23 protein-coding genes and 1 other RNA gene are annotated in these 26,450 nt (G+C 33.2%); 13 read left to right on the forward strand and 11 right to left on the reverse strand.

The window, feature by feature from the left end; all coding sequences use genetic code 11:
• Positions 1-910: 910 nt before the first annotated feature.
• The 3 genes from pgl to gndA are packed head-to-tail and all read right to left on the reverse strand — an operon-like array spanning position 911 to position 4,578.
• The gene (gene pgl / locus FLAPXU55_RS13140) at positions 911-1,627 is read right to left on the reverse strand and encodes a 6-phosphogluconolactonase (protein ID WP_180858194.1); all 717 of its coding nucleotides are present in this window, start codon (positions 1,625-1,627) and stop codon (positions 911-913) included.
• Positions 1,611-3,140: a glucose-6-phosphate dehydrogenase gene (gene zwf / locus FLAPXU55_RS13145; protein ID WP_180858196.1), complete on the reverse strand. Its 1,530-nt coding sequence runs from the start codon at positions 3,138-3,140 to the stop codon at positions 1,611-1,613. The genes pgl and zwf overlap by 17 nt, the downstream gene beginning before the upstream one ends.
• A 28-nt stretch (positions 3,141-3,168) precedes the next feature.
• Positions 3,169-4,578: an NADP-dependent phosphogluconate dehydrogenase gene (gene gndA / locus FLAPXU55_RS13150; RefSeq protein WP_180858198.1), complete on the reverse strand. Its 1,410-nt coding sequence runs from the start codon at positions 4,576-4,578 to the stop codon at positions 3,169-3,171.
• A 330-nt stretch (positions 4,579-4,908) separates the two neighbouring features.
• Here gndA and FLAPXU55_RS13155 point away from each other — a divergent pair, with 330 nt between their 5' ends.
• Positions 4,909-5,355, forward strand: coding sequence for a YybH family protein (locus tag FLAPXU55_RS13155; protein WP_235992048.1), 447 nt, complete (start codon positions 4,909-4,911; stop codon positions 5,353-5,355).
• A 2-nt stretch (positions 5,356-5,357) separates the two neighbouring features.
• Here FLAPXU55_RS13155 and FLAPXU55_RS13160 read toward each other — a convergent pair whose 3' ends face one another.
• Both FLAPXU55_RS13160 and mug read right to left on the reverse strand, forming a co-directional pair.
• Positions 5,358-6,173: a helix-turn-helix domain-containing protein gene (locus FLAPXU55_RS13160; protein WP_180858202.1), complete on the reverse strand. Its 816-nt coding sequence runs from the start codon at positions 6,171-6,173 to the stop codon at positions 5,358-5,360.
• Between the two features lie 250 nt (positions 6,174-6,423).
• The gene (gene mug / locus FLAPXU55_RS13165) at positions 6,424-6,924 is read right to left on the reverse strand and encodes a G/U mismatch-specific DNA glycosylase (RefSeq protein ID WP_180858204.1); all 501 of its coding nucleotides are present in this window, start codon (positions 6,922-6,924) and stop codon (positions 6,424-6,426) included.
• A gap of 246 nt (positions 6,925-7,170) precedes the next feature.
• Between mug and FLAPXU55_RS13170 the strand changes: the two genes are divergently transcribed.
• From FLAPXU55_RS13170 to FLAPXU55_RS13205, 8 genes are all read left to right on the forward strand, one after another.
• Positions 7,171-7,959 (forward strand): SDR family NAD(P)-dependent oxidoreductase, encoded by a 789-nt coding sequence (locus FLAPXU55_RS13170; protein WP_180858206.1) that lies wholly within the window; start codon positions 7,171-7,173, stop codon positions 7,957-7,959.
• A 231-nt stretch (positions 7,960-8,190) separates the two neighbouring features.
• A complete protein-coding gene (locus FLAPXU55_RS13175) occupies positions 8,191-8,997 on the forward strand; it encodes a phytanoyl-CoA dioxygenase family protein (RefSeq protein ID WP_053474248.1) in 807 nt (268 codons plus the stop codon).
• 153 nt (positions 8,998-9,150) lie between these two features.
• Positions 9,151-9,837 (forward strand): CDP-alcohol phosphatidyltransferase family protein, encoded by a 687-nt coding sequence (locus FLAPXU55_RS13180; protein WP_180858208.1) that lies wholly within the window; start codon positions 9,151-9,153, stop codon positions 9,835-9,837.
• Between the two features lies 1 nt (position 9,838).
• The gene (locus tag FLAPXU55_RS13185; protein WP_180858210.1) at positions 9,839-10,270 is read left to right on the forward strand and encodes a GtrA family protein; all 432 of its coding nucleotides are present in this window, start codon (positions 9,839-9,841) and stop codon (positions 10,268-10,270) included.
• A 212-nt stretch (positions 10,271-10,482) separates the two neighbouring features.
• The gene (locus FLAPXU55_RS13190; RefSeq protein WP_180858212.1) at positions 10,483-11,058 is read left to right on the forward strand and encodes a DUF4833 domain-containing protein; all 576 of its coding nucleotides are present in this window, start codon (positions 10,483-10,485) and stop codon (positions 11,056-11,058) included.
• A 208-nt stretch (positions 11,059-11,266) separates the two neighbouring features.
• Positions 11,267-11,821, forward strand: coding sequence for an REP-associated tyrosine transposase (locus FLAPXU55_RS13195; protein WP_053474251.1), 555 nt, complete (start codon positions 11,267-11,269; stop codon positions 11,819-11,821).
• Between the two features lie 564 nt (positions 11,822-12,385).
• Positions 12,386-13,018 (forward strand): ribonuclease H1 domain-containing protein, encoded by a 633-nt coding sequence (locus FLAPXU55_RS13200; RefSeq protein WP_053474252.1) that lies wholly within the window; start codon positions 12,386-12,388, stop codon positions 13,016-13,018.
• 303 nt (positions 13,019-13,321) lie between these two features.
• Positions 13,322-15,094 (forward strand): AAA family ATPase, encoded by a 1,773-nt coding sequence (locus FLAPXU55_RS13205; RefSeq protein ID WP_180858214.1) that lies wholly within the window; start codon positions 13,322-13,324, stop codon positions 15,092-15,094.
• Positions 15,095-15,264: 170 nt separating this feature from the next.
• On the opposite strand, the gene FLAPXU55_RS13210 is transcribed toward FLAPXU55_RS13205, so the two are convergent.
• From FLAPXU55_RS13210 to FLAPXU55_RS13220, 3 genes are all read right to left on the reverse strand, one after another.
• Complete coding sequence (locus tag FLAPXU55_RS13210) at positions 15,265-15,672, reverse strand: helix-turn-helix domain-containing protein (RefSeq protein ID WP_180858457.1); 408 nt, start codon at positions 15,670-15,672, stop codon at positions 15,265-15,267.
• Positions 15,673-15,916: 244 nt separating this feature from the next.
• Positions 15,917-16,314: a transfer-messenger RNA gene (ssrA, locus tag FLAPXU55_RS13215) on the reverse strand.
• A gap of 142 nt (positions 16,315-16,456) precedes the next feature.
• Complete coding sequence (locus FLAPXU55_RS13220; RefSeq protein WP_180858215.1) at positions 16,457-17,659, reverse strand: serine hydrolase domain-containing protein; 1,203 nt, start codon at positions 17,657-17,659, stop codon at positions 16,457-16,459.
• 241 nt (positions 17,660-17,900) lie between these two features.
• Between FLAPXU55_RS13220 and FLAPXU55_RS13225 the strand changes: the two genes are divergently transcribed.
• Positions 17,901-19,103, forward strand: coding sequence for an NAD(P)-dependent oxidoreductase (locus FLAPXU55_RS13225; protein WP_180858217.1), 1,203 nt, complete (start codon positions 17,901-17,903; stop codon positions 19,101-19,103).
• Between the two features lie 127 nt (positions 19,104-19,230).
• Here the strand turns inward: FLAPXU55_RS13225 and fumC are convergent, their stop codons facing one another.
• Positions 19,231-20,616: a class II fumarate hydratase gene (fumC, locus tag FLAPXU55_RS13230; protein ID WP_053471812.1), complete on the reverse strand. Its 1,386-nt coding sequence runs from the start codon at positions 20,614-20,616 to the stop codon at positions 19,231-19,233.
• Positions 20,617-21,015: 399 nt separating this feature from the next.
• Between fumC and FLAPXU55_RS13235 the strand changes: the two genes are divergently transcribed.
• On the forward strand, positions 21,016-21,189 hold the full coding sequence (locus tag FLAPXU55_RS13235) for a hypothetical protein (protein ID WP_026984685.1): 174 nt from the start codon (positions 21,016-21,018) through the stop codon (positions 21,187-21,189).
• A gap of 147 nt (positions 21,190-21,336) precedes the next feature.
• Here the strand turns inward: FLAPXU55_RS13235 and FLAPXU55_RS13240 are convergent, their stop codons facing one another.
• The gene (locus tag FLAPXU55_RS13240) at positions 21,337-23,850 is read right to left on the reverse strand and encodes a TonB-dependent receptor domain-containing protein (protein ID WP_180858219.1); all 2,514 of its coding nucleotides are present in this window, start codon (positions 23,848-23,850) and stop codon (positions 21,337-21,339) included.
• A gap of 92 nt (positions 23,851-23,942) precedes the next feature.
• On the reverse strand, positions 23,943-24,287 hold the full coding sequence (gene arsC / locus FLAPXU55_RS13245) for an arsenate reductase (glutaredoxin) (RefSeq protein ID WP_180858221.1): 345 nt from the start codon (positions 24,285-24,287) through the stop codon (positions 23,943-23,945).
• Between the two features lie 115 nt (positions 24,288-24,402).
• Between arsC and FLAPXU55_RS13250 the strand changes: the two genes are divergently transcribed.
• Together FLAPXU55_RS13250 and FLAPXU55_RS13255 are read left to right on the forward strand one after the other, a co-directional pair.
• Positions 24,403-25,356, forward strand: a complete 954-nt coding sequence (locus FLAPXU55_RS13250) for a CPBP family intramembrane glutamic endopeptidase (RefSeq protein WP_180858223.1) — start codon at positions 24,403-24,405, stop codon at positions 25,354-25,356.
• A 7-nt stretch (positions 25,357-25,363) separates the two neighbouring features.
• Positions 25,364-26,404 (forward strand): AMP-binding protein, encoded by a 1,041-nt coding sequence (locus FLAPXU55_RS13255; RefSeq protein WP_180858225.1) that lies wholly within the window; start codon positions 25,364-25,366, stop codon positions 26,402-26,404.
• The last annotated feature ends 46 nt before the right edge of the window (positions 26,405-26,450 follow it).

Here is a 26,450-nt window from a genome sequence, read left to right on the forward strand (position 1 = left end):
TTATTATTTTTTGATATCCCGTTATCATTCCATAGGAATGTTTCGTTGGTAGATAAAATAAAAGTCAGCTACATTTACGTTCCGTAGGAACGTTTGAAATGCCCGATTATTAAAAAACGATGTCAAAATCAAACGTTCCTACGGGACGTAACGATTATAACAATATAATTTTTCTACCGACGAGATGTTCCTACGCAACAAAGAGATATGACTTATTATTTTTTGATATCCCGTTATCATTCCATAGGAATGTTTCGTTGGTAGCAAAAATAAAGGTCAGCCGCATTTACGTTCTGTAGGAACGTTTGAAATACCTGATTATTAAAAAACGATGCAAAATCAAACGTTCCTACAGAACGTAAACGATGATAACAATATATTTTTTCTACCAATGAAATGTTCCTACGGAACAAAGAGATATAACTTGTTATTTTTTGATATCCTGTTATCATTCCATAGGAATGTTTCGTTTGTAGATAAAATAAAGGTCGTCGCATTTACGTTTCGTAGGAACGTTTGATATGCCAGATTATTAAAAAACGATGTCAAAATCAAACGTTCCTACAGAACGTAAACGATGATAACAATATATTTTTCTACCGACGATATGTTCCTACGGAACAAAGATATATAACTTGTTATTTTTTGATATCCCGTTACATTCCATAGGAATGTCTCGTTGGTAGATAAAATAAAGGTCGTCGCATTTACGTTCCGTAGGAACGTTTGATGTGCCCGATTATTAAAAAACTATGCAAAAATCAACGTTCCTTCAGAACATAAACGATGATAACAATATAATTTTTCTACCGACGAGATGTTCCTATGGAACAAAGAAATATATAAAATAAAAAAATCCTGTAAACATTACGTTTACAGGATTTTTAATATATGTTATAAAACAAATTTCCTAATTCGTTCCCGCAGCAATTTTATCTACAAGAAATACTAATTCTCCAGAAACTGGTTTAATCAATTGCATCGGGTACAGTGTTGGATTAAATTCTCCGGTTGTTACTTCTTTTAAAGCATTTATTTTTTTCTCTCCAAAAGCAACTACGACGATTTTCTCCGCTTTATTGATTAGCGGTGCAGTCAGCGTAATGCGATACATTTTTTGAGGAGCTAAATAATAAGCATCAACCCATTTAGTTTGTTCGTTTAATACCGCTTCACCAGGGAAAAGAGAAGCCGTGTGTCCGTCGTCTCCCATTCCTAATAAGATAAGGTCAAATTTTCCTTCATTACCTAAAACAGTTCTAATAGATTGCTCGTAAGTAACCGCAAAATCTTCTGGCGTAACACCATCTTTGTACATTTCAAAAATGTTTTCTGCCGCAATAGGAACGTGGCTTAATAAGGTTGCGTAAGACATTTTTGCATTACTCAAATCATCATTTAGCGGAACCCAGCGTTCGTCGCCCCAAAATATAAAAACTTTACTCCAGTCAATTTTTGTTTTGTAAGCATCAGAAGCTAATAACTTGTAAATTCCTGCAGGAGAAGAACCTCCGGTAAGAACAGCAGTAAATTTACCTTTTTCGGCAATAGCTTTCTGAGCTGATTCCACAAAAAGGTCCGCTGCTTTCGTATTAATTTCTTCTGTTGTATTATAAATCTGTATCATTTAAAACTTCTTCTTTTGTTTGTGTATTCGGAATCCATTTGTGTCCTTGGCGGGCCAACAATTCGTCAGCTTCTTCAGGCCCCCAGCTTCCTGCTTTGTAATTAGGAAAACCAATTGGCGCCGTAGTTTTCCATACTTGTTGAATCGTATCAATAGCATCCCAGGCTTCTTCTACCTGATCCCAGCGCATAAATAGGGTAGGATCTCCTAACAATGCATCTGCAATTAATGTTTCATAAGCTTCCGGCGACATTGTAGAACAAGAGAAATAGTCAAAAACCATTTCTGCAGGTCTTAACGAAAGCGAAAGCCCCGGTTTTTTAGTCATAAACTGCAATTTAATGTCCATAGCAGGCTGAATATTGATAATCAATCGGTTTGGTGTCATTCCTTCTTTACCATAAGAAAAAGCAGAATGCGGCACTGGTTTGAACTGGATAATAATAGAAGATTGTTTTTCTTCCATTCTTTTTCCGGAACGTAAATAAAACGGAATTCCCTGCCATCTCCAGTTGTCCAGATAAATTTTCATTGCCACATAAGTTTCTGTATTAGAGTCTGGTGCAATTCCTTTATCCTCACGATATCCCGGAACCGGAACTCCTTTTATTTCTCCTGCACCATATTGACCTCTTACAATATAATGATCTACTTCTTCCGGTTTAATGCGGCGAATAGATTTCAAAACATCGGCTTTACGATTACGAATATCATCGGCATTTAATGAAGCAGGTGCTTCCATAGCCGTCATACATAAAATTTGAAGCAAATGGTTCTGAATCATATCTTTTAATGCCCCAACACCTTCGTAGAATCCGCCTCGTTCTTCAACGCCCACTTCTTCTGCAACGGTAATTTGGACAAAATCAATAAAATTACGGCTCCATAAAGGTTCGAACATGGAATTTCCAAAACGGAAAGCCAAAATATTCTGAACCGTTTCTTTACCTAAATAATGATCAATTCTGTAAATCTGTTCTTCTTTGAAAGTTTCAGAAAGCATTTCGTTCAATTCAATCGCAGAAGCTTTATCGTAACCAAAAGGTTTTTCGATAATGATGCGATCTTGTTTCGGATTTGCAGCAAGTCCAATCTTTTTGATATTGCTTGAAATTGTCGAAATGAAAGAAGGCGTAATCGAAAGATAGAAAAGACGATTAGCACGTTCACCAAAAGCCAGATCAAAATTGTTGATTTTTTCGTTTAATCCGATATAAGATTCTTCTTTGTCAATATCAAGACTGTGATAGGTTATGTGCGAAAGAAATTTTTCAGTTCCAGGATCAGAAATTCCTTTTCTTCTTGAAAAAGTATTTAGGTTTTCTAATACATAACTGCGAAAATCTTCATTGGCTTTTTCTGCTCTACCAAGAGCAATAATCTGAAACTTTTCAGACATACGTCCGTCAAGATACAGATTTTGAAAAGCGGGAAAGAGCTTTCTCTTTGCTAAATCTCCGGTTCCTCCAAAAATCACGATGATTGTTGGATTCTTAAGTTTATTTTTAGTCATTGTGTGTAGTTGTGTTGCTTTAAGTTGCTTATTCAGACCATTGTGTATGGAAAACTCCTTCTTTGTCGATACGTTCGTAAGTATGCGCCCCGAAGAAATCACGCTGCGCCTGAATTAAATTTGTTGGCAGATTTGCAGATCTGTAAGCATCAAAATACGCTAATGAATTCATCAATCCTGCCACAGGTAATCCTTTTTGAATTGCAAACTGAACAGCAGTTCTCATTCCGGCTTGATTCTCTGATAATTTTGAAGCGATTCCAGCATCCAAAAGTAAATTTGGTAAATCTGATTTTGTAACATATGCTTTTCTGAAATCTTCTAAAATAGTCGCACGAATAATACAGCCGCCGCGCCATATTTTAGCAACAGTTTCTAAGTTTAATCCGTAATTATATTCTTTAGAAGCGGTATGAAGCTGAGCCAATCCTTGTGCATAAGTCACAACAATAGAAAGGTATAATGCCGATTTTAAGGCAGCAATTGCTTCACTTGTATTTACATTACTTTCTGCAGCGTTCCAAACTAATTTTTTAGCCGCTTCAATTCTTTCAGGTTTGGTTTTAGACATATCGCGCATGTTAACCGCCGCGTCGATAGTTGGAACCGGAACCTGCAAATCCATTGCGTTTTGCGAAGTCCATTTTCCTGTTCCTTTAGATTTTGCCCAATCCGAAATTTTATTGATTAACAGACTTCCGTCTTCATCTTTTTGTTTCAGGATCTTTCCGGTAATTTCAATTAAATACGATCTAAGATCATCCGTTTGGTTCCACTCTTCAAAAGTTTTCTGAATCGTTTCATCATCCAGATTATAACCTCTTTTCATAAGGTCATAAATCTCAGAGATCAACTGCATGATTCCGTATTCAATTCCGTTATGAACCATTTTTACATAGTTTCCGGCAGAACCATTTCCTAAATATTCTACACAAGGCTCACCGTCTACTTTTGCAGCAATCGCTTCAAAAATAGGGCGAAGTCTTTCGTATGCTTTTTGATCACCGCCCGGCATCATTGCAGGACCGAAACGAGCGCCTTTTTCTCCACCAGAAATTCCCATTCCGAAGAAATGAATCCCTTTTTCAGATAATTCTAAAAATCTTCTGTCAGTATCCGTAAAAAAAGTATTTCCGCCATCGATTATAATATCTCCTTTATCTAAATGCGGTAATAAACTTGCGATTGCGCTGTCCACCGGTTTTCCCGCAGGAACCAATAACATAATCGCTCTTGGCTGTTGAATAAGCTCTACAAAATGCTTCACATCTGTAGTTGCTTCAATTGTATGATCAGAATCGGCTTCTTGTTGAAGTGAGTTGACTTTTTCAGTGTCTAAGTCTAAACCTGCAGCCGCAAAGTTATGGCTTGCAATATTTAAAAGTAGGTTACGACCCATTACGCCGAGTCCTACAATTCCAAAATCAAATTTGCTCATAGTTTTTAATTAACTAAATTATTAGAAGTATGTTTTTGCAGCAAAAAGTAAGAGAAAGTATGGTAATTCTTTTTCAATCAATGTTTTGCAGAAAAACAAAGTTTATTTTAATCTTACATTTTAAAATGTAGACCGCTAAGTTAGAGAAAAATGCTGAAACATTAGGAGTAAAATAGTTCACTTTTAGGGTATATTGTGATACTTTTTTAAGTGTTGAAATTAAACTTATTTTGAGTTTTAAGTCCGTTTGAAAATCAAAACAAAAGTTGTTCGTTATTTTACAATTTTTCGCTCAAAGGAATGAATTACTTTGAGAAAAAATTATTTAAGATGAAAAGAGCACTTATTTTAAACGGATTACTGCTGCTTACCTTTTGGTGTAATGCGCAAAACTCAAATTCTGAATTGAAAAACGTCAGAAAGATTATAGAAGCCAGCAATGCAATTTATGCAGATCTCGCTAATAAAAACGGCGGATCAATTCTAACAAGGTATACCAATGATGCCTGTTTGTTTCCTCCAAATGCTGCGCCAATATGCGGAAGTGAACAAATTGCTGCGTTTTTTAAAGACGGTCCAAAAGTACAGGTTAAGTTTACCATTCAAAATTTATATGGAGATGGCAAAACAGCTGTAACAGAAGAAAGTTATTATGAAATGACTGATCTTGAAGGTAAAAAATTAGACGATGGAAAAGTAATTGTTATTTGGAAGAAAACAAAAGACGGCTGGAAAATGCACCGCGATATGTTTAGCAGTAACCATCCTGCTAAGTAAACCTAGAAACCTACATTGACAGCTTCTTGAAAATCGGTTCCATTTTTTATTAACGAAGCTCTTGATGCAAAAGGAGTAATGCCTGTAAATTTTTTAAACTCTTTTATAAAATGTGCCTGATCATAATATCCGCAGTCGTAGGCTATAGTAGTTAACGATTCAGAAGTATTAAGAACTAAATGCAGGCTTTTGTTAAAACGAATTACAGAATTAAATGCCGAAGGACTTATTCCAATATTGGACAAATAAAGTTTTTGAATATATCTTTCTGATAATCCTGAATGCTGTGCCATTGCAGGCAGATCTAACGAATTAGTTACATAAAGATTTTGACTGAGACCTTGAAGCATCGATACTTTCTTTAATCGGGTTTCGTTTTTTTTGAGCTGCAGCAGAAAGTGATTTTCTAAAATATTGATTTTGGAGGCAAGACCATCTGCCTCCATTATTTTTTCGTATAATTCCCTGTTTTCAGTTTGTGCGACATCGTACATATCGGTAGCATAATTTGTAAATTCTGATAATGGATCAGAGAAAAACAACGCACTCGCATGCGGATAAATCCGTGCAATAAGTACCGAAGTTCCTTTTGCAACCGAAAGTCGGGTAGGAAGGGTTAAATGTCCTAAAAGTTCAATTGCCGGAGTATCTTTTCGTCTGCCATTAATAATAGTAGCCGCCATTCCTTCAGAAATATTGATAATGAAATCTACATAACCGCTTGGATAAAACACTTCATTGTCAAGATCTTTTTCGATCGTAACAACAGTATAATTTTTTATATATGGCGCTAAACTGGCGGAAGGTAAAATCTGCATCTGATTTTGTCTTAATTCTGAAATTAATTAGTTGACTTATAGCGGATTCTAAATTAAAAATAAATTTGATAAAATAAACGAAATGGTTACCGGAATTGCGCAAGGAAATATGGTTTGGCTTGTAATTCCGTTTAGTGTTATTATTTCCTGGATGTATACTTCATTCGGACAAGTAGGAGAGAGCACCGAAATCCTTTTGAAGGAAATGCTAATGATGTGCCTATTTCGCAAATATCTAGGAGTTTTTTATTTAGCTAATAATTGTTTTATATAATTCTGAATATGAAATAACGAGATCACTAAGTGTAAATCCACGATTTAAACCACTAGGATTAGGTAATATCCAAACCTTAGCTCCGCAAAAATCTTCAGATTGTAATCCCCACGTGATTTGCTTTTTACCAGAAAAAGCTTTGTAAGCTGCTTTAGCAAGAAAAGCAATATATTTAGGTTGGAATTTTTTTATCTTTTTTCTGAAAATTTCAATAGAATCATCAAATTCTTCTTTTAAAAGTTGATCTGCACGAGAAGTTGCTCTTGCTACTGCAGTAGTCAGACCATATCCAAGAATTAAAATGTCAATATCGTTTATAGCTTCTATTTGATGTGGAGTAAAACCAGCTTGATGTAATACCTTCCAAAATCGATTGTTTCTTCCCGAAAAATGATGTCCATCTGCTGCTGATTTTAAACCGGGATTAATTCCGCAAAAAAGTACAGTGAGATCTTCTTTAATAATATCAGTTAACATTTATGAAATTAAAATCAGTTAATTATAAGTTTTAAAATATCAATGACTTTATATAGGATTTTTGATAACAACAAAGTTAATTAAAGATTTATGTTTTTACACGTTAAAGCCTTATTATAATGGGCTAAAGAGATATTTTTATATAAAAAAGGTGGTCTTGTAATTGAATAGTTAGACACTTTAAAAAGTTATTTTCGAGACACTGAGTTACAATTAATCTTTATATTTGATAATTAAATTAATAAAATGAGCGAAAAAACTAAACCATATGCCTTAATAACTGGCGCCAGCAAAGGCATTGGAAAATCTATTGCTTATGAATTGGCTAAGCAAGGTTATCCATTATTGCTTGTTGCAAGAAGTGAAGAGGAATTAAAAGCATTATCAAATGATCTTCAAGTTAAATACGGCATCAATGCTTTTATTTTATCAATTGATCTTTCAATAAATGGTGCATCTCAAAAAGTAACAGATTGGATAAAAATGAATAACTATCCAGTTGGGATTCTGGTTAACAATGCGGGTTATGGTATTTGGGGCGATTTTAGTCAGTCTTCTCTAACGGATCAGCTGGGTATGATGCAGCTTAACATGAATGTAGTGGTAGAACTTTCGCATTTATTGGTACCCATGCTTTCACAAGAAAAACAAGCTTACATTTTAAATATATCGAGTACTGCTGCTTATCAGGCCGTTCCTACGCTGGCTGTTTATTCGGCTACAAAAGCTTTTGTTTTATCGTTTACGCGTGCTTTGCGTTTTGAACTTGCCAAAACTTCAATTTCAGTAACCTGTTTTAGTCCGGGTCCGGTTGATACTGGTTTTGCTGCAAGAGCTGGTTTAAGTGCTTTAAACAAAATGGCTGAAAAGTTTAATATGCAGCCAGATGAAGTTGCAAAAAAGGCAGTAAAAGCTATGTTCAACAAAAAATCTGAAGTTATTCCGGGTTTTACAAATATTATTTCGGTGTATGCCAACCGTATACTACCAAAGGGATTTATCGAAAAAACGGCTGCCGGAATTTATAAAATTTAATTTTTTTTCGAAAAAAATATAAAAATATTCTTTGCAAAAGAGAAAATATATATTATGTTTGTATTAAATTCTACTAATTCTATAGAGTATGTCAGATAAAAGAAAAAATATGTTTAATTTTCCTAAAGGTCGAATGCACAAAAATATGCTAATGTATTGTTGTTGCTGTTGTTGCAATCTTTTAGATAAAATTACAAACATTATTATTTCATTTATTAAATCTATATTATCATGGGATCTTCTTATAAAACCTTTACCCTTACTGAGCAATTAACTAATGAGCAAATTGCCTTTTTTAACGAACATGGCTTTATCCATTTCAAAAAATTTATAAACCCGGAAACGGTTTCATCCATCATTGATGCCTCAAAACAAGTGGAGCAAAAATGGATTGAAAATGACCTTCAAAAAATAAACGGTGTTCCAATTAAATATGGAAAAGATTTAGATGGCTCTGCTATTGTGCAGCGTTTTGCTTTTATCAATCAGCATCATCAAACCTTAAGCGGTCTTTTACTTGATCCAAGATTTAATGGTTTATTACCATTAGCAGGCGATGGGGCAAGATTAGGAACGGAAGAAAAAGACGGAATGGTTTTCAATCATTATATCAATGGACCAGAAAGTAAGTTTACTAAAATGGGCTGGCATACAGATGGTTTGAGAGATATTTTTTATGGTGGAAAATTAAACCCGATGCTAAATGTGGGTATTCACTTAAGTACTTTAAAACCTGAAAACGGCGGACTTAAAATTATTCCGGGGACTCATAAGCAGAGTATTTATCAAATGCTTTTCCGTAAAAAATACTTTTTAGATAATAAACCAGATCCACAGGAAGTTTCCATTACTCCGGAAGCTGGAGATTTAACCATTCACGATGGGCGTTTGTGGCACAGAGTTGCAGAATCATCTATCCGTGGCGAAGAGAGTAGAAGAAGGGTTATTTATATTCCAATTATAGCAGGAAAATACGCTCCTAAAAACGAGAACAGTCCAACGGTTTTTTATCAACGTTTTGCAGGTATTGTTAAATAATTATGCTGTTTGTTATCGCATTTAGTTATCTGGTTAGATCAGGTAAGCTAAAAAGTGCCACCGATTTTTTTAAAAATACACAAAGAAAAATAAAGTTAAAAATTATAAGCTAGAAGTGGTTATACTTTCTGGCTTATAAATACTGGGCTAATAATGGGAAAAGAAACACAGATTGAAGATTATACTGTAATTGCACAAAGAACATTTTCAGACCGTAAGCGAACTAATATTTTAAAAAGGGCAGAACAGCTAACGATTGTATTTTTGCTTCCAAAAGTGCCTAAATTCATTTCGCCAAACTTGCTCACTTTAATTGGTACACTTGGTTCGGGATTAGTTTTTTTAGCTTTTGTTTTAGGAACTTATTTAACAAATTGGTATTTGCTTTTGGGTATTATCGGTTTGAGTATAAATTGGTTAGGCGATTCTTTAGATGGAAGACTGGCTTATTACAGAAATATTCCGCGCCGTTGGTACGGTTTTGCACTCGATATTATTGCCGATTGGATTGGTATTGTACTTATAGGTTTTGGCTACTACATTTATGCTGAAAATGGCACACAAGTATTAGCCTTTGCTTTTGTCGCATTGTATGGCTGGTCAATCATCATCAGCCAGTTACGGTACAAAATTACAAATGAATACAGTATAGATTCCGGTTTTGTTGGTCCAACAGAACTTAGATTTATTATTGCTTTAATTTTAATTGCAGAAGTTTTATTTCCCGGATCAATTACCTATTTGGCTGGCTTAATCACTATTGTGTTATTTATAATCAATACCATAGATAGCTTTAAACTTTTAAAACTGGGCGATTTAAAAGATAAAACCCAAGGCTGAAATGTTTAAGAAAAAATCCATTTTCACTTTTCTACAAGCACAAGTTGCGGCATTTGTAGGCGGCATTACCGATTATGGCTTAATGATTTTATTGACAGAAGTATTCAAACTACATTTTACCTTTTCTATTCTAATCTCCGGAACTGTTGGCGCCATTATCAATTTCAGCATCAATAGATTTTGGGTATTTAAAAATCAATCGGGTTATAGCAGCTACATCAATAGTCAGCTTTTTAAATTTGCGTTGGTTGTATTGGGAAGCATTTCCTTAAAATCATTCGGCACACTTATTTTGCAACAATCATTTCAAATCGATTATAGAATCGGGAGATTAATCACGGATAGTTTTGTTTCTTATGGATTTAATTATCCACTAATTAAATATTGGGTTTTTAAGGTAAACGAAAAACAGAACGCAATCGAATCAAATTAAATTAATCCGTTGCGTGCAATTATTTCAACACATAGAGACATAGTTTAGGACGCTTAAAAAAGGCGTTTCACTTGTTTAAAATAAACATAGCTAGCTATGTGTTAGAAACTAGTTTCTTTTTTATATTCTTTTTTCCGCATCTAACAACTATGTTTCTATGTGTTAAAATAATTGCACGCAACGGGTTTAAATTAGTATATATACATCTTGTTATGAATAAAATATCATTTAAATATTTTACAAAATCACTAATCGTTATAACGATCTTAGTAAATATAATTTCTGGAAACCTATTGGCGCAATCCAAAAATCCATCGCCATTAAATTTCCCAACGCCTAAAAATGTAGATAATATCCTGTTTTACATTCAGCGAGACCCAAATATAAACACTGCTATTTATGCCATAAACTATCAGGAAAATGGAAAAATAAACAAAAGCAATCCTATAAAAGCATATTGGATTCGATATGCCGAGAAAGGAGAAAAAAAGGATTTTAGTTATGTACAACGCAAATTTGCATACGGAATAGAAAGTAAGACCTTAAATAATGAGGAGTTTGAGCTTAAATTTGTATCCTATAAAAAGTTACCCTTAACCTTGAAAAAGATAGATTCAGATCAAAAATATCATGTTTTTGTAAATGTAAATCAGAAAAAAATACAGGTAGAAAAAATATTTGTGCGCATTGAAGGAGGTTCTTTTTGGCTGCCAAATGTAAAGTATGCCGAAGTTACCGGAATTGATGCTTCTTCTAATAAAATAATTACTGAGAGGATGTTGTTGTAATAAAAATTCGAAAGTTCCAGGTGTGTTGATTCTTTTTAGAATATGAAAATAAAAGTTGTTCGTAATTTTACAATTTCTCATTTGACAGAATGAGTTCCGCAACGATAGCGCAGATTTGCAATCTGTGCCCGCAAAGTAATTTCTTCAAAACATAAATAAAAAGATTAAAATTTTCCGTTATACTTTTTATTTTTGTAAGAAAAAAGGCGTGTCAACAAAATACAAAGCAACAACAACTGAGGAAGCATATTTTATAACTATAACTGCTGTAGGGTGGATAGATATATTTACAAGACTAAATCAGAAAAATATTTTAATAAATGCTTTAAAATATTGTCAGGAAAACAAAGGTTTGGAAATTTATGCTTACTGTATTATGAGCAGTCATATTCATTTGATTTGCAAAGGGACGAATGGTTTTGTATTATCTGATATTATTAGAGATTTTAAAAAATTTACATCAAAAAAAATAATACAAACTATAATAAATGAACCTGAAAGTAGAAGAGAATGGATGCTTGAATATTTTCAAAAATCATGTGAACATTTAAAAAAGGATCAGAATTATAAAGTTTGGCAAAATGGTTACCATGCAGAACATATTTATAGCAATAAGTTTATTAAGCAAAAAATAGATTACATCCATAATAATCCTGTAAAAGATAAAACTGTTAATTCGGCTGAAGATTATTATTTTAGTTCGGCAAGGAATTATTCCAACTTAGAAAATGATTTAGATGTTGTTTTATTATACTTATTTTAAAATACTCAACTGCTGTCTTGACTTAGCTTGTGGGCACAGATTGCAAATCTGCGCTAACGGGTATGCGCAACGATAGCGTATGCACAACGATAGCGCGGAAATTCTTTCCGTTCCCGTTCCTATATTAATAAAAACTGTTTTTCTTTTTTAAATCTGTCAAGATATACTTTGCGGGCACGGATTACAAATCCGCGCTATCGGGTATCGGGGTAAAATACGTATAGATAAACCATAAAAAACCGATTACTCGGATATGCACAACGATAGCGCGGAAATTCTTTCCGTGCCCGTACCTATATTAATAAAAACTGGTTTTATGCTCAATAAAAATTAAAAACAGGTATTTATACTTTATGAATTTATTTATTAAAGAAGTATTTTGCCTTTTATACAGTTACGGAAAACCGTAAAGTAAAACAATGAAGGTTTTGTATGTTTGGTATTGGACATTGATCAGGCTGGAACTATATAGCTTTTAAAATTGGTAGTTGAAATCATTTTATGGAGGGAATAAGTAAGTTGGGCATAATCTTAATTACGAAATCGTAAATAAATTAAAAAGATATGGCAAAAAAGAAGTTTTACGTTGTTTGGGAGGGTAGAAAAATTGGAATATTCGAAACTTGGGATGAATGTAAGGAAAGTATCCATGGTTTTAATGGTGCCAAATATAAATCTTTTCAATCTTTAGAATTAGCAAAGCAAGCGTATTCAGAAGAATATGATAACTATAAAGGCAAGACATTTTTTGAATCCGAGCTATCTGAAGAAGAATTAAAATTGATCGGTGCACCTATTTTAAAAAGTATCTCTGTAGATGCAGCCTGTAGTGGTAATCCAGGTTTAATGGAATATCAAGGAGTTGAAACTGAAACTAAAAGGGTAATTTTCAAACAAGGTCCTTTTAAAGATGCATCAAATAATATGGGTGAATTTTTAGCTTTAGTACACGCATTGGCACATATGAAAAAAAGCAACGATATACGTCCAATTTATTCTGATAGCAAAATAGCAATATCTTGGATTAGAGATAAAACTTCCAGAAGTAATATTCAAGAAACAGAAAATAATAAAGAAGTTTTTGAACTTATGGAACGTGCAGAAAAATGGCTAATCTCAAATGAATTTACCAACAAAATATTAAAATGGGAAACAAAAGCTTGGGGTGAAATTCCAGCTGATTTTGGTAGAAAATAACTAAAACCTAAATCCAACAGCAGATCGCTCGTCTATGCACAACGATAGCGCGGAAATTCTTTCCGTGCCCGTTCCTATATTAATAAAAACTGGTTTTCTTTTTTTAAATCTGTTAAGATATACTTTGCGGGCACGGATTACAAATCCGCGCGATCGGGTTTTTGTATCTATAAAGCTTAATAAGTAAAAAAAAACTATCCTGTAATTCTGTGTATAGCTTTAATTTGTATTTTCGTTTGTAGTAAAATGTTTCGTGTATTTATAATAACTACTGACAAACAATCTAAAATTGCACATAATTATATGAGATACAAAAAATTCATAATTGATGGTTACAGAGGAATAAGCGAAATTACTGAAATTAATATATCAAAAGAATCTTTGATTCCAATTATAGGTAAAAATGAAAGTGGAAAGACAACATGTTTGGAGGCTATTTTAGCTTTCGATTATAATAATGATAATCAATACTCAGGTAAACATCTAGAAAATATTGAGAATTTATATTCGACTATAGAATTACCAATAAAAATTAGTGCTGAAATTGAATTTGAACACTTTTCTATAATAGAAGATGTTTTTCAATCAGAACTAGAATCTTTTAAATCCTCCTATGTACCATTTGTTGGTGGCGATTTTGTTTTAAGTGAAGTAGATTTTGAATTGAATAAATTTTCAGGCTGGGAATCCGTCCAGATGTTGCAAATTTTAAACGAAAAACAAAATGAAAATTGCCTTTTAATTCAACGTGATTTACGTACTAAAAAATATTCTATTGAATTTTTAAATTCTTTGATAGATGTCGAAGCGAATAATTCAATTTGTGAAAAAATAGTAAGAGAACTACCGTATACACTGTATTTTGATGATTTTAGAGATCGTCTGCCAGAGAAAATCTTTATAACGAGTGATGAAAATCATAGTTCATATTCCGGTTGGCTGCCATATATTGATGAGATTTTTAAAGTGACAAAAAAAGATTATAGTGTTTATCTTCTACCTAATAAAAATAGTAGTTTAAGAAAAAGTATTCTAAAAGAAGTTCAAAATGCATTCAATAAAAAACTTTTGGAAGAGTGGTCAAAATATCAGTTTGAGCATAATGACAATATACATGTCGAAATTGATTATGTAGAAAGTGGTGATCTACCTTATTTGGAGTTTAAAATTGTAGAAAAAGTTTTAATTGACGGGAATTGGGAAGAAAGATTTTTTGACATATCTGATAGGAGTAAAGGTTTTTATTGGTATATCAATTTCATGATAAAACTCCATTACAATTCTGAAAAAAGAGATTTAAATGATAAAGATACTGTCTATCTTTTAGATGAACCGGGCTCATATCTTCATACTTATGCTCTTAATAAATTAGCAGAGCAATTAAAAAATATATCTGTTGACAATAAAGTTATTTATTGTACTCACTCACATAATTTATTAAATCCTGAATTTATTCCAATTAATTCGATTCGTTTAGCAGAAAAAAAAGAGGGAAAAATAAGTTTAAAGAAGCTAGATCATAAAGGTATTATCCGTCCACAAAAAAATTCAGCATACCAATCTATTTTTGATGCTTTGGAGGTGCGCCCACCATTATTAGATTTTCAATACGAAAATATTATTTTAGTAGAAGGGATTTATGATTATTATGCGTTTACAATGTTTACAGGAGATAAATTATCATATTTCCCTTGCGTAAGTGCTTCTTCTATGATTAATCAGATACCGTACATGATTTTCTTGGGAAAAAAATATCTAGCCCTATGGGATAATGATAATGAGGGTAGAGAAAGATTGAAAAAAGCCATAGAAACATTTGGAGAAATTGAAGGTAAAAAATTTCTAATTCTTGAAAGTATTGATAACAAAAAAAATACAAGACTAGAAGAGTATTTCAATGAGAATGAAATGTTTTCTTATTCTGGACTTAAAAATTTAACGAAACCTGCTTTTTGTAAGTTTGTGCTAGATCTATACTACAAAAACGATAGGGCCTCTATTATAGAAAAAGCATTTCCTTTAACAAAAAAGAATTTTAAAATGATGGAACAAAAATTAGTTACAAGATTGGAGTAATTTATAGTAGAGCTTTTCTTTTGAATAAATTGAGATAAATTAATACTACCTGCTCAACGAAGAAATTCTTTCCGTGCCCATTCCTATATTAATGAAAACTGGATTTTCTTTTTTAAATCTGTCAAGATATACTTTGCGGGCACGGATTACAAATCCGCGCGATCGGGTAATTACTTATTAATCAATTTCTCAAGCCTCACCATCATTTCATCTTTCTCTTTCAACATACGCTCATACAAAGCAATTTTTTCCTCGTGTATTTGTACAATTTTATCAATCGGATTTAAAGTACAATTAATATATCCAGAATTGTTCGCAACTGCTCCGTCATGAAATGTATTAGAAATAATATTCACAGCCTGTTCTTCATCAAAATTCTGAAAAGCTTCAACAGGAATTTTTAATACAGCAGAGATTTGTTTCAGCAGATTTTCTTCAATTACATCTTTTTGCTCCAGTAAAGAAATTTTCTTTTGGTTCCAGTCTTCACCCAAATCATAAGCTAACCCTTCCTGCTTTATGTTAAGCATTTCTCTGAAACGTTTTACGTTTCTTCCCTGATGTATTTTCTGTTCCATAATGCGTGTCAATTTTTCTGAAGGCTCAAAGTTAAAGCCATTTGGATAAAAATCCTGAATTTCAAAGATAAAAAAATATACCATAAAACATCGTTTTTGTCAGATATTATGCCAGTTATATTTATATTTTACTTCAATGTTTCGGGTATTATATCAATTTTTGAAAAGCAAAAATTAGAAAATTACTTATTTTATTAAGTTTTAACATTAAAAAAGCCTGTAAACAAATAGTTTACAGGCTTTTTTGTGGAGTCGCCGGGAATCGAACCCGGGTCCAAACAAGCAACTAAAGAGCTTTCTACACGCTTATTTCCTGATTAGATTTTCGATGTCAAGCTAGGCCAGAAACAGCCACCGAACACTTATCTTCTTTAGTTTCGAAACCCACCCGAAGCTCATGGATATCTAGGTTTATTTTTACGGTTCCCCTTGACGGAACGCCACAAACCAAGGCTTTCCAGGAGAATCCAGCTTCTCTACCTTGTAGAGACGTGGCGCAATCTTACTATGATTCGGATTATGCAGCTAAAGCGTAATTATTTTCGCCGTGTAAAAGTTTGAGATCTTATATTTACGAGCAAGGTCTCAATGCTCGACGTGCTTACTGTTCAATTCGACTTGCTGTCAAAACCAGTCGACCCCAAAAATGAGTCTGCAAATTTAGAGTATTTGAAATTACTTTCTACTAAAATTTTCAGAAAAATTAGAAAGTCAAAAATTGAAAGTCGTAAAGTTTTTAAAGTATTTGACTTTAAGACTTTTGACTTTCGACTTTATGACTATTTTATTCTTCGTCTTTAAAATTAAAAGGATAATCCCCAAAAATTGGAGCTAATTTGCGGACAGCATAAGTGTTTCTTGTCATTTTGTTAGACAACGCTATTATGGTAACATTCTCTTTCATTAAAGTAATGTAAGATGAGGTATTGCCATGCCACCAGCCATTATGGAAATAATAGTTTTGGCCGGTTTCCCAATTAATCATTCTAATTCCTAAACCGTAATTTTTAGTTCCTTTACGTTCGTTGCTGTAACCTGTATAAACTTGTTTTAGTAATTCAGGTTTTAAAAAGTCAGGTGATTGTCTTGCGCGGTCAAATTTTAAAAGATCTCGTACTGTCGAAAAAACATTTTTATCTCCGTAAACATTGTCCAGATAATCAAAACCAATTTCTACACCATTTCCTTTGTAAGATGGAACAATCGTTTTTCTGTCTTTGTCATCATCAAAAACATACGTATGTGTCATTCCTAAAGGTTTGAAAATCATTTCGCTCATGGCTTCTTTATATTTCAAGCCGGTAATTTTTTCAATGATAAGTGCCAGCATTGCATAATTAGTATTGCAATAACTGAAACGGGTTCCGGTTTTAGATTCTAAACCAATATCTTTAGTTGCTAAAAGATTTAAAATATCCTTATTTGTCAACTGATTATGTCTGTCCCAAACCGATTTATCGTGATCTGTAAAATAGGCATAATTACGCATTCCGGTGCGATGGCTTAAAAGCATTCTAATCGTGCAGTCTTCGTATGGGAACGTTTTTAAAATTGTATTTACTTTTTGGTCTAAATCTATTTTACCCGCATTCACCAATTTTAAAATGGCTGTTGCCGTTAATACTTTACTTACAGAGGCAATTTGCACAGGAGTTTCGGCAGTTATTTTAGTTCCTTCATTTTTATTGGCAAAACCATTGTATTTTTCGTAAATAATCTGACCATTTCGGGCAACTAAAAAACTTCCGTTCATGCTGTTGTTGGGCCAGTTTTTATAATAAAAATGATTTATTCTGCCAATTACCGAATTTTTATAAGCCTGAGAAATTTTCTTTTCAGGACCTAACGGCTTCATTTTAGGTAATGTATCTTCGACTGTAGGAGTAGTAGCTGTTTTTGTTTTATTGTCATTACCACAAGAGCTTAAAACTAATACTGAGAAAAGTATTTGTGGTATCTTTGTTTTTTTAAGGAAAATCATTTGCATCGTTCTTTAAAAACAAATATATCGAATTCAATTTTGTTGTATTCTCAGTTTTTGATGGTTTAAAAACGTCTTTTTAACATAATTTTAAGAACTGTTTTTTTTATTTCTTTGTTTTTCAGCTACTAACGGTTTTTAAACATTCTAAATAGTAAATTAGAAACAAAAATTTAACTATATTTGTTATATTTGAAACAAATACGATGTAAAAAGTTATATTATTAAATGCTTTAAATTTATTTAAATGAAATTTGGAATCATAAAAGAAAGAAAAAACCCACCAGACAGAAGAGTTGTTTTTTCTCCAAATGAGCTTACAAAACTAAAACAAGTCTATCATGACGCTTCTGTTGAAGTAGAAAGTTCAGATATTAGAGTTTTTTCTGATGCAGAATATAAAAATATGGGAATAACCGTTACAGAAGATGTTTCGGATTGTGATGTTCTTTTTGGTGTAAAAGAAGTTCCTGTTGACAATTTAATTCCAAACAAAGCATATTTCTTTTTTTCTCATACGATAAAAAAGCAGCCACATAACAGGAAATTACTTCAAGCAATTTTAGAAAAAAATATTGATTTATACGACCATGAAACAATTGTTGATTCGCTTGATCGTCGATTAATTGGTTTTGGCAAATATGCCGGAATGGTTGGCGTATATAACGGAATCCGTGCTTTCGGAATTAAATTCGAATTATTTAAACTTCCAAAAGCAGAAACACTTTCCGGAAAAGAAGCCTTGATTATGCATTTAAAACGCATTACAATGCCAGCTTTAAAATTTGTAATTACCGGAACTGGAAAGGTTGGGAGCGGGGCAAAAGAAATTTTGGATGCTATTAAAATAAAAGAAATCACGGTAGACAATTATCTGACTAAAAAATATGCGCAGGCAGTTTATGTTCAGTTAGATGTTTTAGAATATAACAAACGTATTGATGGTCAGGTTTTAGATTTTAATGATTTTGTCGAAAATCCTGAAGCTTATACTTCTGATTTTGAAAAATTCACGAAAGTTTCAGATATCTATTTTGCAGGTCATTTTTATGCGAGTAATGCTCCAATGATTTTGACGAGAGAAATGTTAAACGCAAGTGACTGTAAATTAAAAGTTGTAGCAGATATTTCATGCGATGTAAATGGGCCAATTGCAAGTACACTTCGTTCTTCGACAATTGCAGAACCTATTTATGGTTATTTTCCTTTAGAAGATAAAGAAGTCGATGTTTTTCATCCCGCAGCAGTTGTGGTTATGGCAGTTGATAATCTTCCATGTGAAATTCCAAAAGATGCCAGCGAAGGATTTGGAGAACAATTTATGGAGCATGTAATTCCGGCTTTTTTCAACGGAGATAAAGACGGAATTTTAAAACGCGCCAAAATCACCGAAAACGGAAAACTTACAGAAAGATTCAGCTATTTACAAGATTATGTAGACGGTAAATAATTTTTTTAATTGTGAGTTGTTAATTATAAATTTTTAATTAATTAAAAGAGCTTTCTAAAATTAGAAAGCTCTTTTTTTATAGTATCAAAAATAATTAACCATTAACAATTCATAATTAACCATTAATCTAAACCATTTCTTCTGGTTTAACCCAAGCGTCAAAATCTTCAGGAGAAACGTAGCCTAAACGAACTGCTTCTTCTTTTAGTGTCGTTCCGTTTTTGTGAGCGGTTTGAGCAATTTCTGCGGCTTTGTAATAACCAATTTTTGTGTTTAAAGCGGTTACAAGCATTAGAGAATTATCTACTAATTCTTTAATACGTTTATGATTTGGTTCGATTCCTTGTGCGCAATGTTCATCAAATGAAACACAAGCGTCTCCAAGCAAACGTGCCGATTGCAGGAAGTTTGCTGCCATAACCGGTTTAAAAACATTCAATTCATAATGTCCCTGCATTCCGCCAACGGCGATTGCCATATCGTTTCCAATAACCTGGGCGCAAACCATTGTTAAAGCTTCACATTGTGTCGGATTTACTTTTCCGGGCATAATTGAAGATCCCGGTTCATTTTCCGGAATATGAATTTCTCCAATTCCTGAACGTGGGCCAGAAGCTAACATTCTAACATCATTGGCAATTTTATTTAAGGAAACAGCCAATTGTTTTAATGCTCCGTGTGTTTCCACAATAGCGTCGTGTGCAGCCAAAGCTTCAAATTTGTTTTCGGCAGTAATAAAAGGATGTTTGGTAAATTGAGCGATATATTCAGCAACTTTTACGTCGTAACCTTTTGGAGTATTTAATCCGGTTCCAACTGCGGTTCCGCCTAAAGCGATTTCAGATAAATGTGCTAAAGTATTTTTAAGTGCTTTTAATCCAAAAGCTAATTGCGCTGCATATCCTGAAATTTCCTGTCCAAGCGTTAAAGGAGTTGCGTCCATTAAATGCGTACGGCCAATTTTTACAACATCCTTAAATTCATTTGCTTTTTTTACTAAAGTTGCGTGCAGTTTTTCAACTCCCGGAATTGTGGTTTCAACTACCATTTTATAGGCTGCAATGTGCATTCCGGTTGGGAACGTATCATTTGATGATTGCGATTTATTTACATCATCATTTGCTTTTATAAATTGTTCGCCTTCGCCAATTTCAAAACCTTTTAATACTTGGGCGCGGTTGGCAATTACTTCGTTTACGTTCATGTTACTTTGTGTACCTGAACCTGTCTGCCAAATAACTAATGGAAATTGATCATCTAGTTTTCCTTCCAGAATTTCGTCACATACGGCAGCGATTGCGTCTCTTTTTTCTATTGGTAAAACTCCCAGATCAAAGTTGGCGTAAGCAGCTGCTTTTTTAAGATAGGCAAATCCTTCGATGATTTCCTGCGGCATTGAAGCTGAATTTCCAATTTTGAAATTATTTCTTGAACGTTCTGTTTGAGCACCCCAATATTTATCGGCTGGGACCTGAACTTCGCCCATGGTGTCTTTTTCTATTCTGTATTTCATTTTGTGTAAATATGTTGTTTGTAAAAATGTATTTTGTTTGGGTAAATGGAACGCGGCTGACACTGATTTACTTCGTAAAGACGCGGATTGAAACGGATTTTTTATTTTGGTGTTTAAGATTTCTTTTGAATACGGATTCTAGCCCCGATAGTAGCGGAAATCCTTTTATGTTTTTTCTTTAAAAACATAAAAGATTGCAGCGGATAGCGGGAAATAGCTCCTGAAAATACTCATGTACTTCTGATTTAGATAGTTGAATAATTTATCAAAAAATAAGCTTATTTAAAATGAGTATAAATATACGGATAAATGTTATTTCACGAAAATTGATTTAGATTTTATTGCTGAGGAAAAATATATAGCCTACATTTGTGGTAACATTCAAAAATTCCGGAAAACATGTTTGAATTTTCACAGTACTTAGGCTTTTTACTTTTCTTAACCATACTAACTATAGGGTTTTGGTTAATGTTTTTCTTGGTTGGTTTCGTATCTTATTGGGTTACGGGAGCTAGCTGGGAAATGTTCAAAGAAAAGAGAGCTAAAAAAAGACAAGAAGAACAATCAATTTAATTTGAATTGATTTCATAAAAGGATTCGTGAAAACGAGTCCTTTTTTTATGCTGAAAACTAAAGAAAAATTCCAATAAAAAAATCCCAAATTCCAATTGATTAGCTCATTGGAATTTGGGATTTTTAGTATTTGAAATTTAACTTATATTATCCAGGGAAGTCTCCTCCGCCATCTCCTCCGCCATCATTTTTAGGCTGTGCGTTTCGGTCTCTATCACTTTTTGGTTTGTTAAAACGATACGTAAATGATAAATTGAACTGACGTTTACGGAACTGCATTTCGCTATACGATTTTTGACTTTCACGAGTGACATCATTTTGAAGATAGGTGTCAGACTTCATGATACGTGAGTTGAAAATATCGCTAATATTGAATGCAATTGTTGCTTTGTCTTTTAAGACATCTTTACTAAACGCCGTATTCATACCAAACTGACCTAAGTTTTTACCCTGAGCTGTTTTTTGTTCACCATTGTAAACAGCACTTAACTGCCAGTCTATTTTGTAAGGTAACGTTAATTTTGAGTTGATTCTGGCAAACCATGTATTAGCTTGATTATCCAGATCTTGTACAACTGTATTTCCTTTAGTGTCTATATAAGTATTTTCGCCGGTAGTTTTTACATTGTAAAAGTTGAAGTTACTGTTGATTCTCCATACTTTAAATGGTGTATAATTAAGAGTAAACTCAAAACCAAATTTTTGCTCTCTTCCTAAGTTAATTGGACGGCTTAAAATAACCGGAATTCCATCAACTGGATTATCCGGTGTAGGAGTTACAACATCACCATCAGGAGTTACAACGTCACCTGTAGGAGTTCTCACGAAACTGAAAACGTCTTTTGTGTTTTCGAAATATGCAGAGGTATTAAAGGTTAATTTTTCCCAGCGTTTGATGTATCCAATATCGTATTTGTCTGTCAAAGATGGATCTAAGTCCGGATTTCCCTGAAAGATATTGACATTACTGGAGTAGTTTGTCGCAGGATTCATGAAACGTCCTCTAGGTCTTGATAAACGCTTACTGTAACTTGCTGTGAAGTTACTTTGATCTGAAATTTCGTAACTAATGAAAGCACTCGGAAACAAGTTGTTGTATTTTTTAGTGTTGAAATCGTTACTATCTAATAAATTTACCTGAATATTAGTGTCTTCCCAACGTAATCCAAATAAATAAGAAAACTTATTGACTTTGAAACCGTATTGCGTGTAAATCGCGTTTATGTTTTCCTTGTATTCTAAAGTATTTGATAATTTTGGATCTGGTTGACCATCAATCCCAGTTATTACATATTCGTTGTTCAGGTCACCAAAACTTCCTTTATATCCGGCTTCAAACTGGCTTCCTTTGCCTAACGGTAATACATAATCTGCTTGTAATTGTACTTGTTTCTGAACCTGATCGTTCAAGGTATTATTGAAATTTGGTGATGCTGTAATGGTACTGTTACTATCATCTGTATTTCTTGAAATCGATAAATCGGCAGTAAGTTTATGTCCTTTATCGTTGAAATTTTTGATTAAGTTTGAGGTATATTCTACGTTTTCACTTCCGGTAACCCCATCATTTAAACGGTATGAATTACCTGTAAAATCATGCGCTGCGCCAAAATTACTATACGTAATGTAATCTCTTGTGTCGCCAGAATTTTTTTGGTAATTAATGGCATTTGTCCAGAATGTGTTTGGAGCAACAGTCCATTCTATACCAGCTCTTCCGTTAAATCCGTCAGAAGTTCTTTTAGTATCACGATCTTCATCAAGAAATCCTTTTGAAGTTCCGTCAGCATTTAAATATTCTGTGTTAGTTAAACCTGCGCCTTCACTTGTTCTGCGGTTGTAACCAAGAGTAGTGAAATAGTTTAATTTCTCTGTTTTATAATTTAAATTTCCGCTTAAACCATACGTTTCAGGAAGTCCTGTCGAAGCAATAAAAGTTCCATTTAAACCCTGATTTTTTCCTTTTTTAAGAATGATATTGATGATTCCTGATCCACCTTCGGCATCATAACGTGCTGATGGATTGGTAATAACTTCTACTTTATCAATGGCATCTGCCGGAAGCTGACGCAAAGCTTCGGCAACATTTATCGCGTTTGAAGGTCTTCCATCAATTAAAATTCGGATATTGTCACTTCCTCTTAAACTTACATTTCCTTCGGTATCAACAGAAACAGATGGTACGTTGTCTAAAACATCACTTACTGTTCCGCCTTTTACCATCATGTCCTGACCAACATTATAAACTTTTTTATCCAGTTTAATTTCAACTGATGATTTTTCGGCACGAACCACAACTTCGTTTAATTGTGCAGCATCTTCAGATAAATTTACTACACCTAAATTAGTGTCTTCCTGAATACTTTTTTGTTTAATTTCAGTCGATTTAAACGAAATGAATTCTACTTTTATATCGTAAGTTCCCGGAGCAACAGCTACTTCAAATTCACCTTTAGGATTGGTTATCCCGCCGGCAATAACTTTTGTGTCATTTGGTGCCATAATCGAAATTGTAGCATACTCAAGCGGCTGCTTGCTTACTTTTTCGAAAACTTTTCCGGTAACTTTTACTTTATTTCTTGCTTGTGGTCCTTGTTGCGCATAGTTGTAAAAGCCTGTAAAAAGCATCACGAGCATTACAACAAAATTGATTTGTTTCATTTTTTTCTGGTTTCTTTTCTTCTTAGACAGCAAATGTACCTTTTGGTTTAAAAAGCAAGATCACAAAAAAATGTTAATTGATCATTTTATAATCAATCTAAAAAAGAAGCAACTTTGTCTAAATCCCTTCCAATAATAGCTTTTCCGTCCTTTACAACAATAGGTCTTTCAATTAAAATTGGGTTATCTGCCATTGCCTGAATAATTTGGTCATCGCTCAAATCTTTTCCTTTGTAGTTTTCAATCCAGATTTTTTCTTTGGTTCGAACCAATTCATTGGGCTGAATATTTAATTCTTTAAGAAGTTTTTTTAGGTCCTCAAAACTCGGAGTATCTGTTAAATAAGGAATTATCTCATATTCTTGTTTGGTATCTTCAATAAAAGCCAAACAGCTTCTTGATTTTCCACAGCGTGGATTATGGTAAATTTGTATCATTTTCTTATATTTAAAGTCTGCTAGAATAAGATCTGTTAAAAACAGTCGTTATTTAGTACAACAAAAATAGGATTTCCTATTTAAATCGAATTCTCATTTCAAAAATTTTAAATATATGTTTTTAGAGCAAGGAGTTAAACCTGAAAATCATTTTTGGAAATATCTTTTAGGATCTGTTTTTATTATTACAGCTTCATTTGTAGGTCAAATTCCTTTTTCTATTGCAGTTCTTTATAAAAGTTTTAAAGAGCACGCTGCTTTCCCGACGGATAATGATTCGGCTTTAAAAATGTTTGAGCCCAATCTTACCTTATTTTTAGTAATGCTTTCATTTGTTTTTGCTTTTGCAGGAATATATTTTGTGATAAAATATATGCATCATCAAACACTTTTATCGGTAACAACGGGAAGAAAAAAAGTAGACTGGAACAGGATTTTATTTTCTTTCCTTCTTTGGACAATATTTTCTGTAATCAGTTTTTTGGTGCTTTATTTTCAATCTCCGGAAAAATTTGTCTGGAATTTTAAATTAGTTCCTTTTTTGATTTTAGTGGTTGTAGGAACAATTTTAATTCCCATTCAAACCAGTACAGAAGAATATGTTTTTAGAGGATATTTAATGCAGGGTTTCGCTAATCTGGCTAAAAATAGATGGTTTCCGTTAGTTATGACTTCACTGATATTTGGTTCCATGCACATTCTTAATCCCGAAGTGACCAAGATGGGATATATTATCATGGTTTATTATATAGGAACGGGATTGTTCCTCGGAGTCATTACTTTAATGGACGATGGAATGGAATTAGCTTTGGGTTTTCATGCTGCAAATAATCTTATTGGGGCTTTATTGGTCACTTCAGATTGGTCGGTTTTTCAAACACATTCTATTTTTAAAGATATGTCAGATCCTTCTGCCGGAGCAGATGTTATTTTGCCGGTTGTGATCGTTTATCCTATTTTGCTTTTTATTTTTAGTAAAAAGTATAAATGGACGAATTGGAAAGAGAAATTAACGGGTAAAATCGATGAATCAAATAATGAGGTTTCAGAATTTTTAAATTTAAACTAACAGGATCATGCCAAACTTAACACATAAAAATGTACATAATTATTTTAAACTTGATGGATACCATCTAAACGCTGCAGATTTATGCCGCATTGGATATAGTTTTATCAAAGAAGGCGATGTCTACGAACGTGCCATTGGAGAGTTTTTTCTGGATTGGTTTGATCATAAAGATTATATCGAAATGACAACTTCGGGAACTACTGGACTTCCTAAGTTGGTTAGATTAGAAAAACAAGCCATGATTCAGTCGGCATTAGCAACGGGGGATTTCTTCGGTTTAGAACCGGGAAATAAAGCTTTGCTTTGTCTGCCAACTCAGTTTATCGCCGGAAAAATGATGCTGGTTCGCAGTTTGATTTTAGGATTAGAATTAGATGTTGTAGTTCCGAGTACAGAACCTTTGGCTTACAATAATAAAAAATATGATTTTGCTGCGATGGTTCCTTTACAGGTTCGGAATTCGCTTGAAAAATTAAGTAATATAAAAAAGTTAATTATTGGCGGAGCGAAAACAGACAGCGACCTTATAGAGAAACTTCTGCCTTTTAAAACAGAGATTTACGAAACGTACGGAATGACCGAAACGATAACGCATATTGCTGCTAAAAGAGTAGGAGAAACCGCTTTTACAATTTTACCAAATGTAAAAATTGAAAAAGACGATCGCGGCTGTCTGGTAATTTATGTTTCCTCTATTTCTGAAGAGCCAATTGTTACTAATGATTTAGTTGATTTAGTAAATGAAAATCAGTTTGTATTTTTGGGAAGAATCGATAATGTAATTAATAGTGGAGGAGTGAAACTGATTCCAGAGCAGATTGAAGCGAAGTTAATCGGCAGAATTAGTAATCGTTTTTTTGTAACTGGTGTTCCCGATACTGTTTTAGGTGAAAAACTAATTTTAGTTATTGAAGGTGAAAAATATGATTTCTCTGCTGACTTTTTTGATATTTTAGGGAAATTCGAAAAGCCGAAAGAAATTGTTTTTGTTCCGAAATTTAAGGAAAATGAAAATGGTAAGTTATTGCGTAAGTCGAGTTTAAGATAGATAAGGAAATTCCAATATTTTAAATTCCAAATTCCAATTTTTATAT

Source organism: Flavobacterium panici, assembly GCF_903819335.1.
Lineage (GTDB): Bacteria > Bacteroidota > Bacteroidia > Flavobacteriales > Flavobacteriaceae > Flavobacterium > Flavobacterium panici.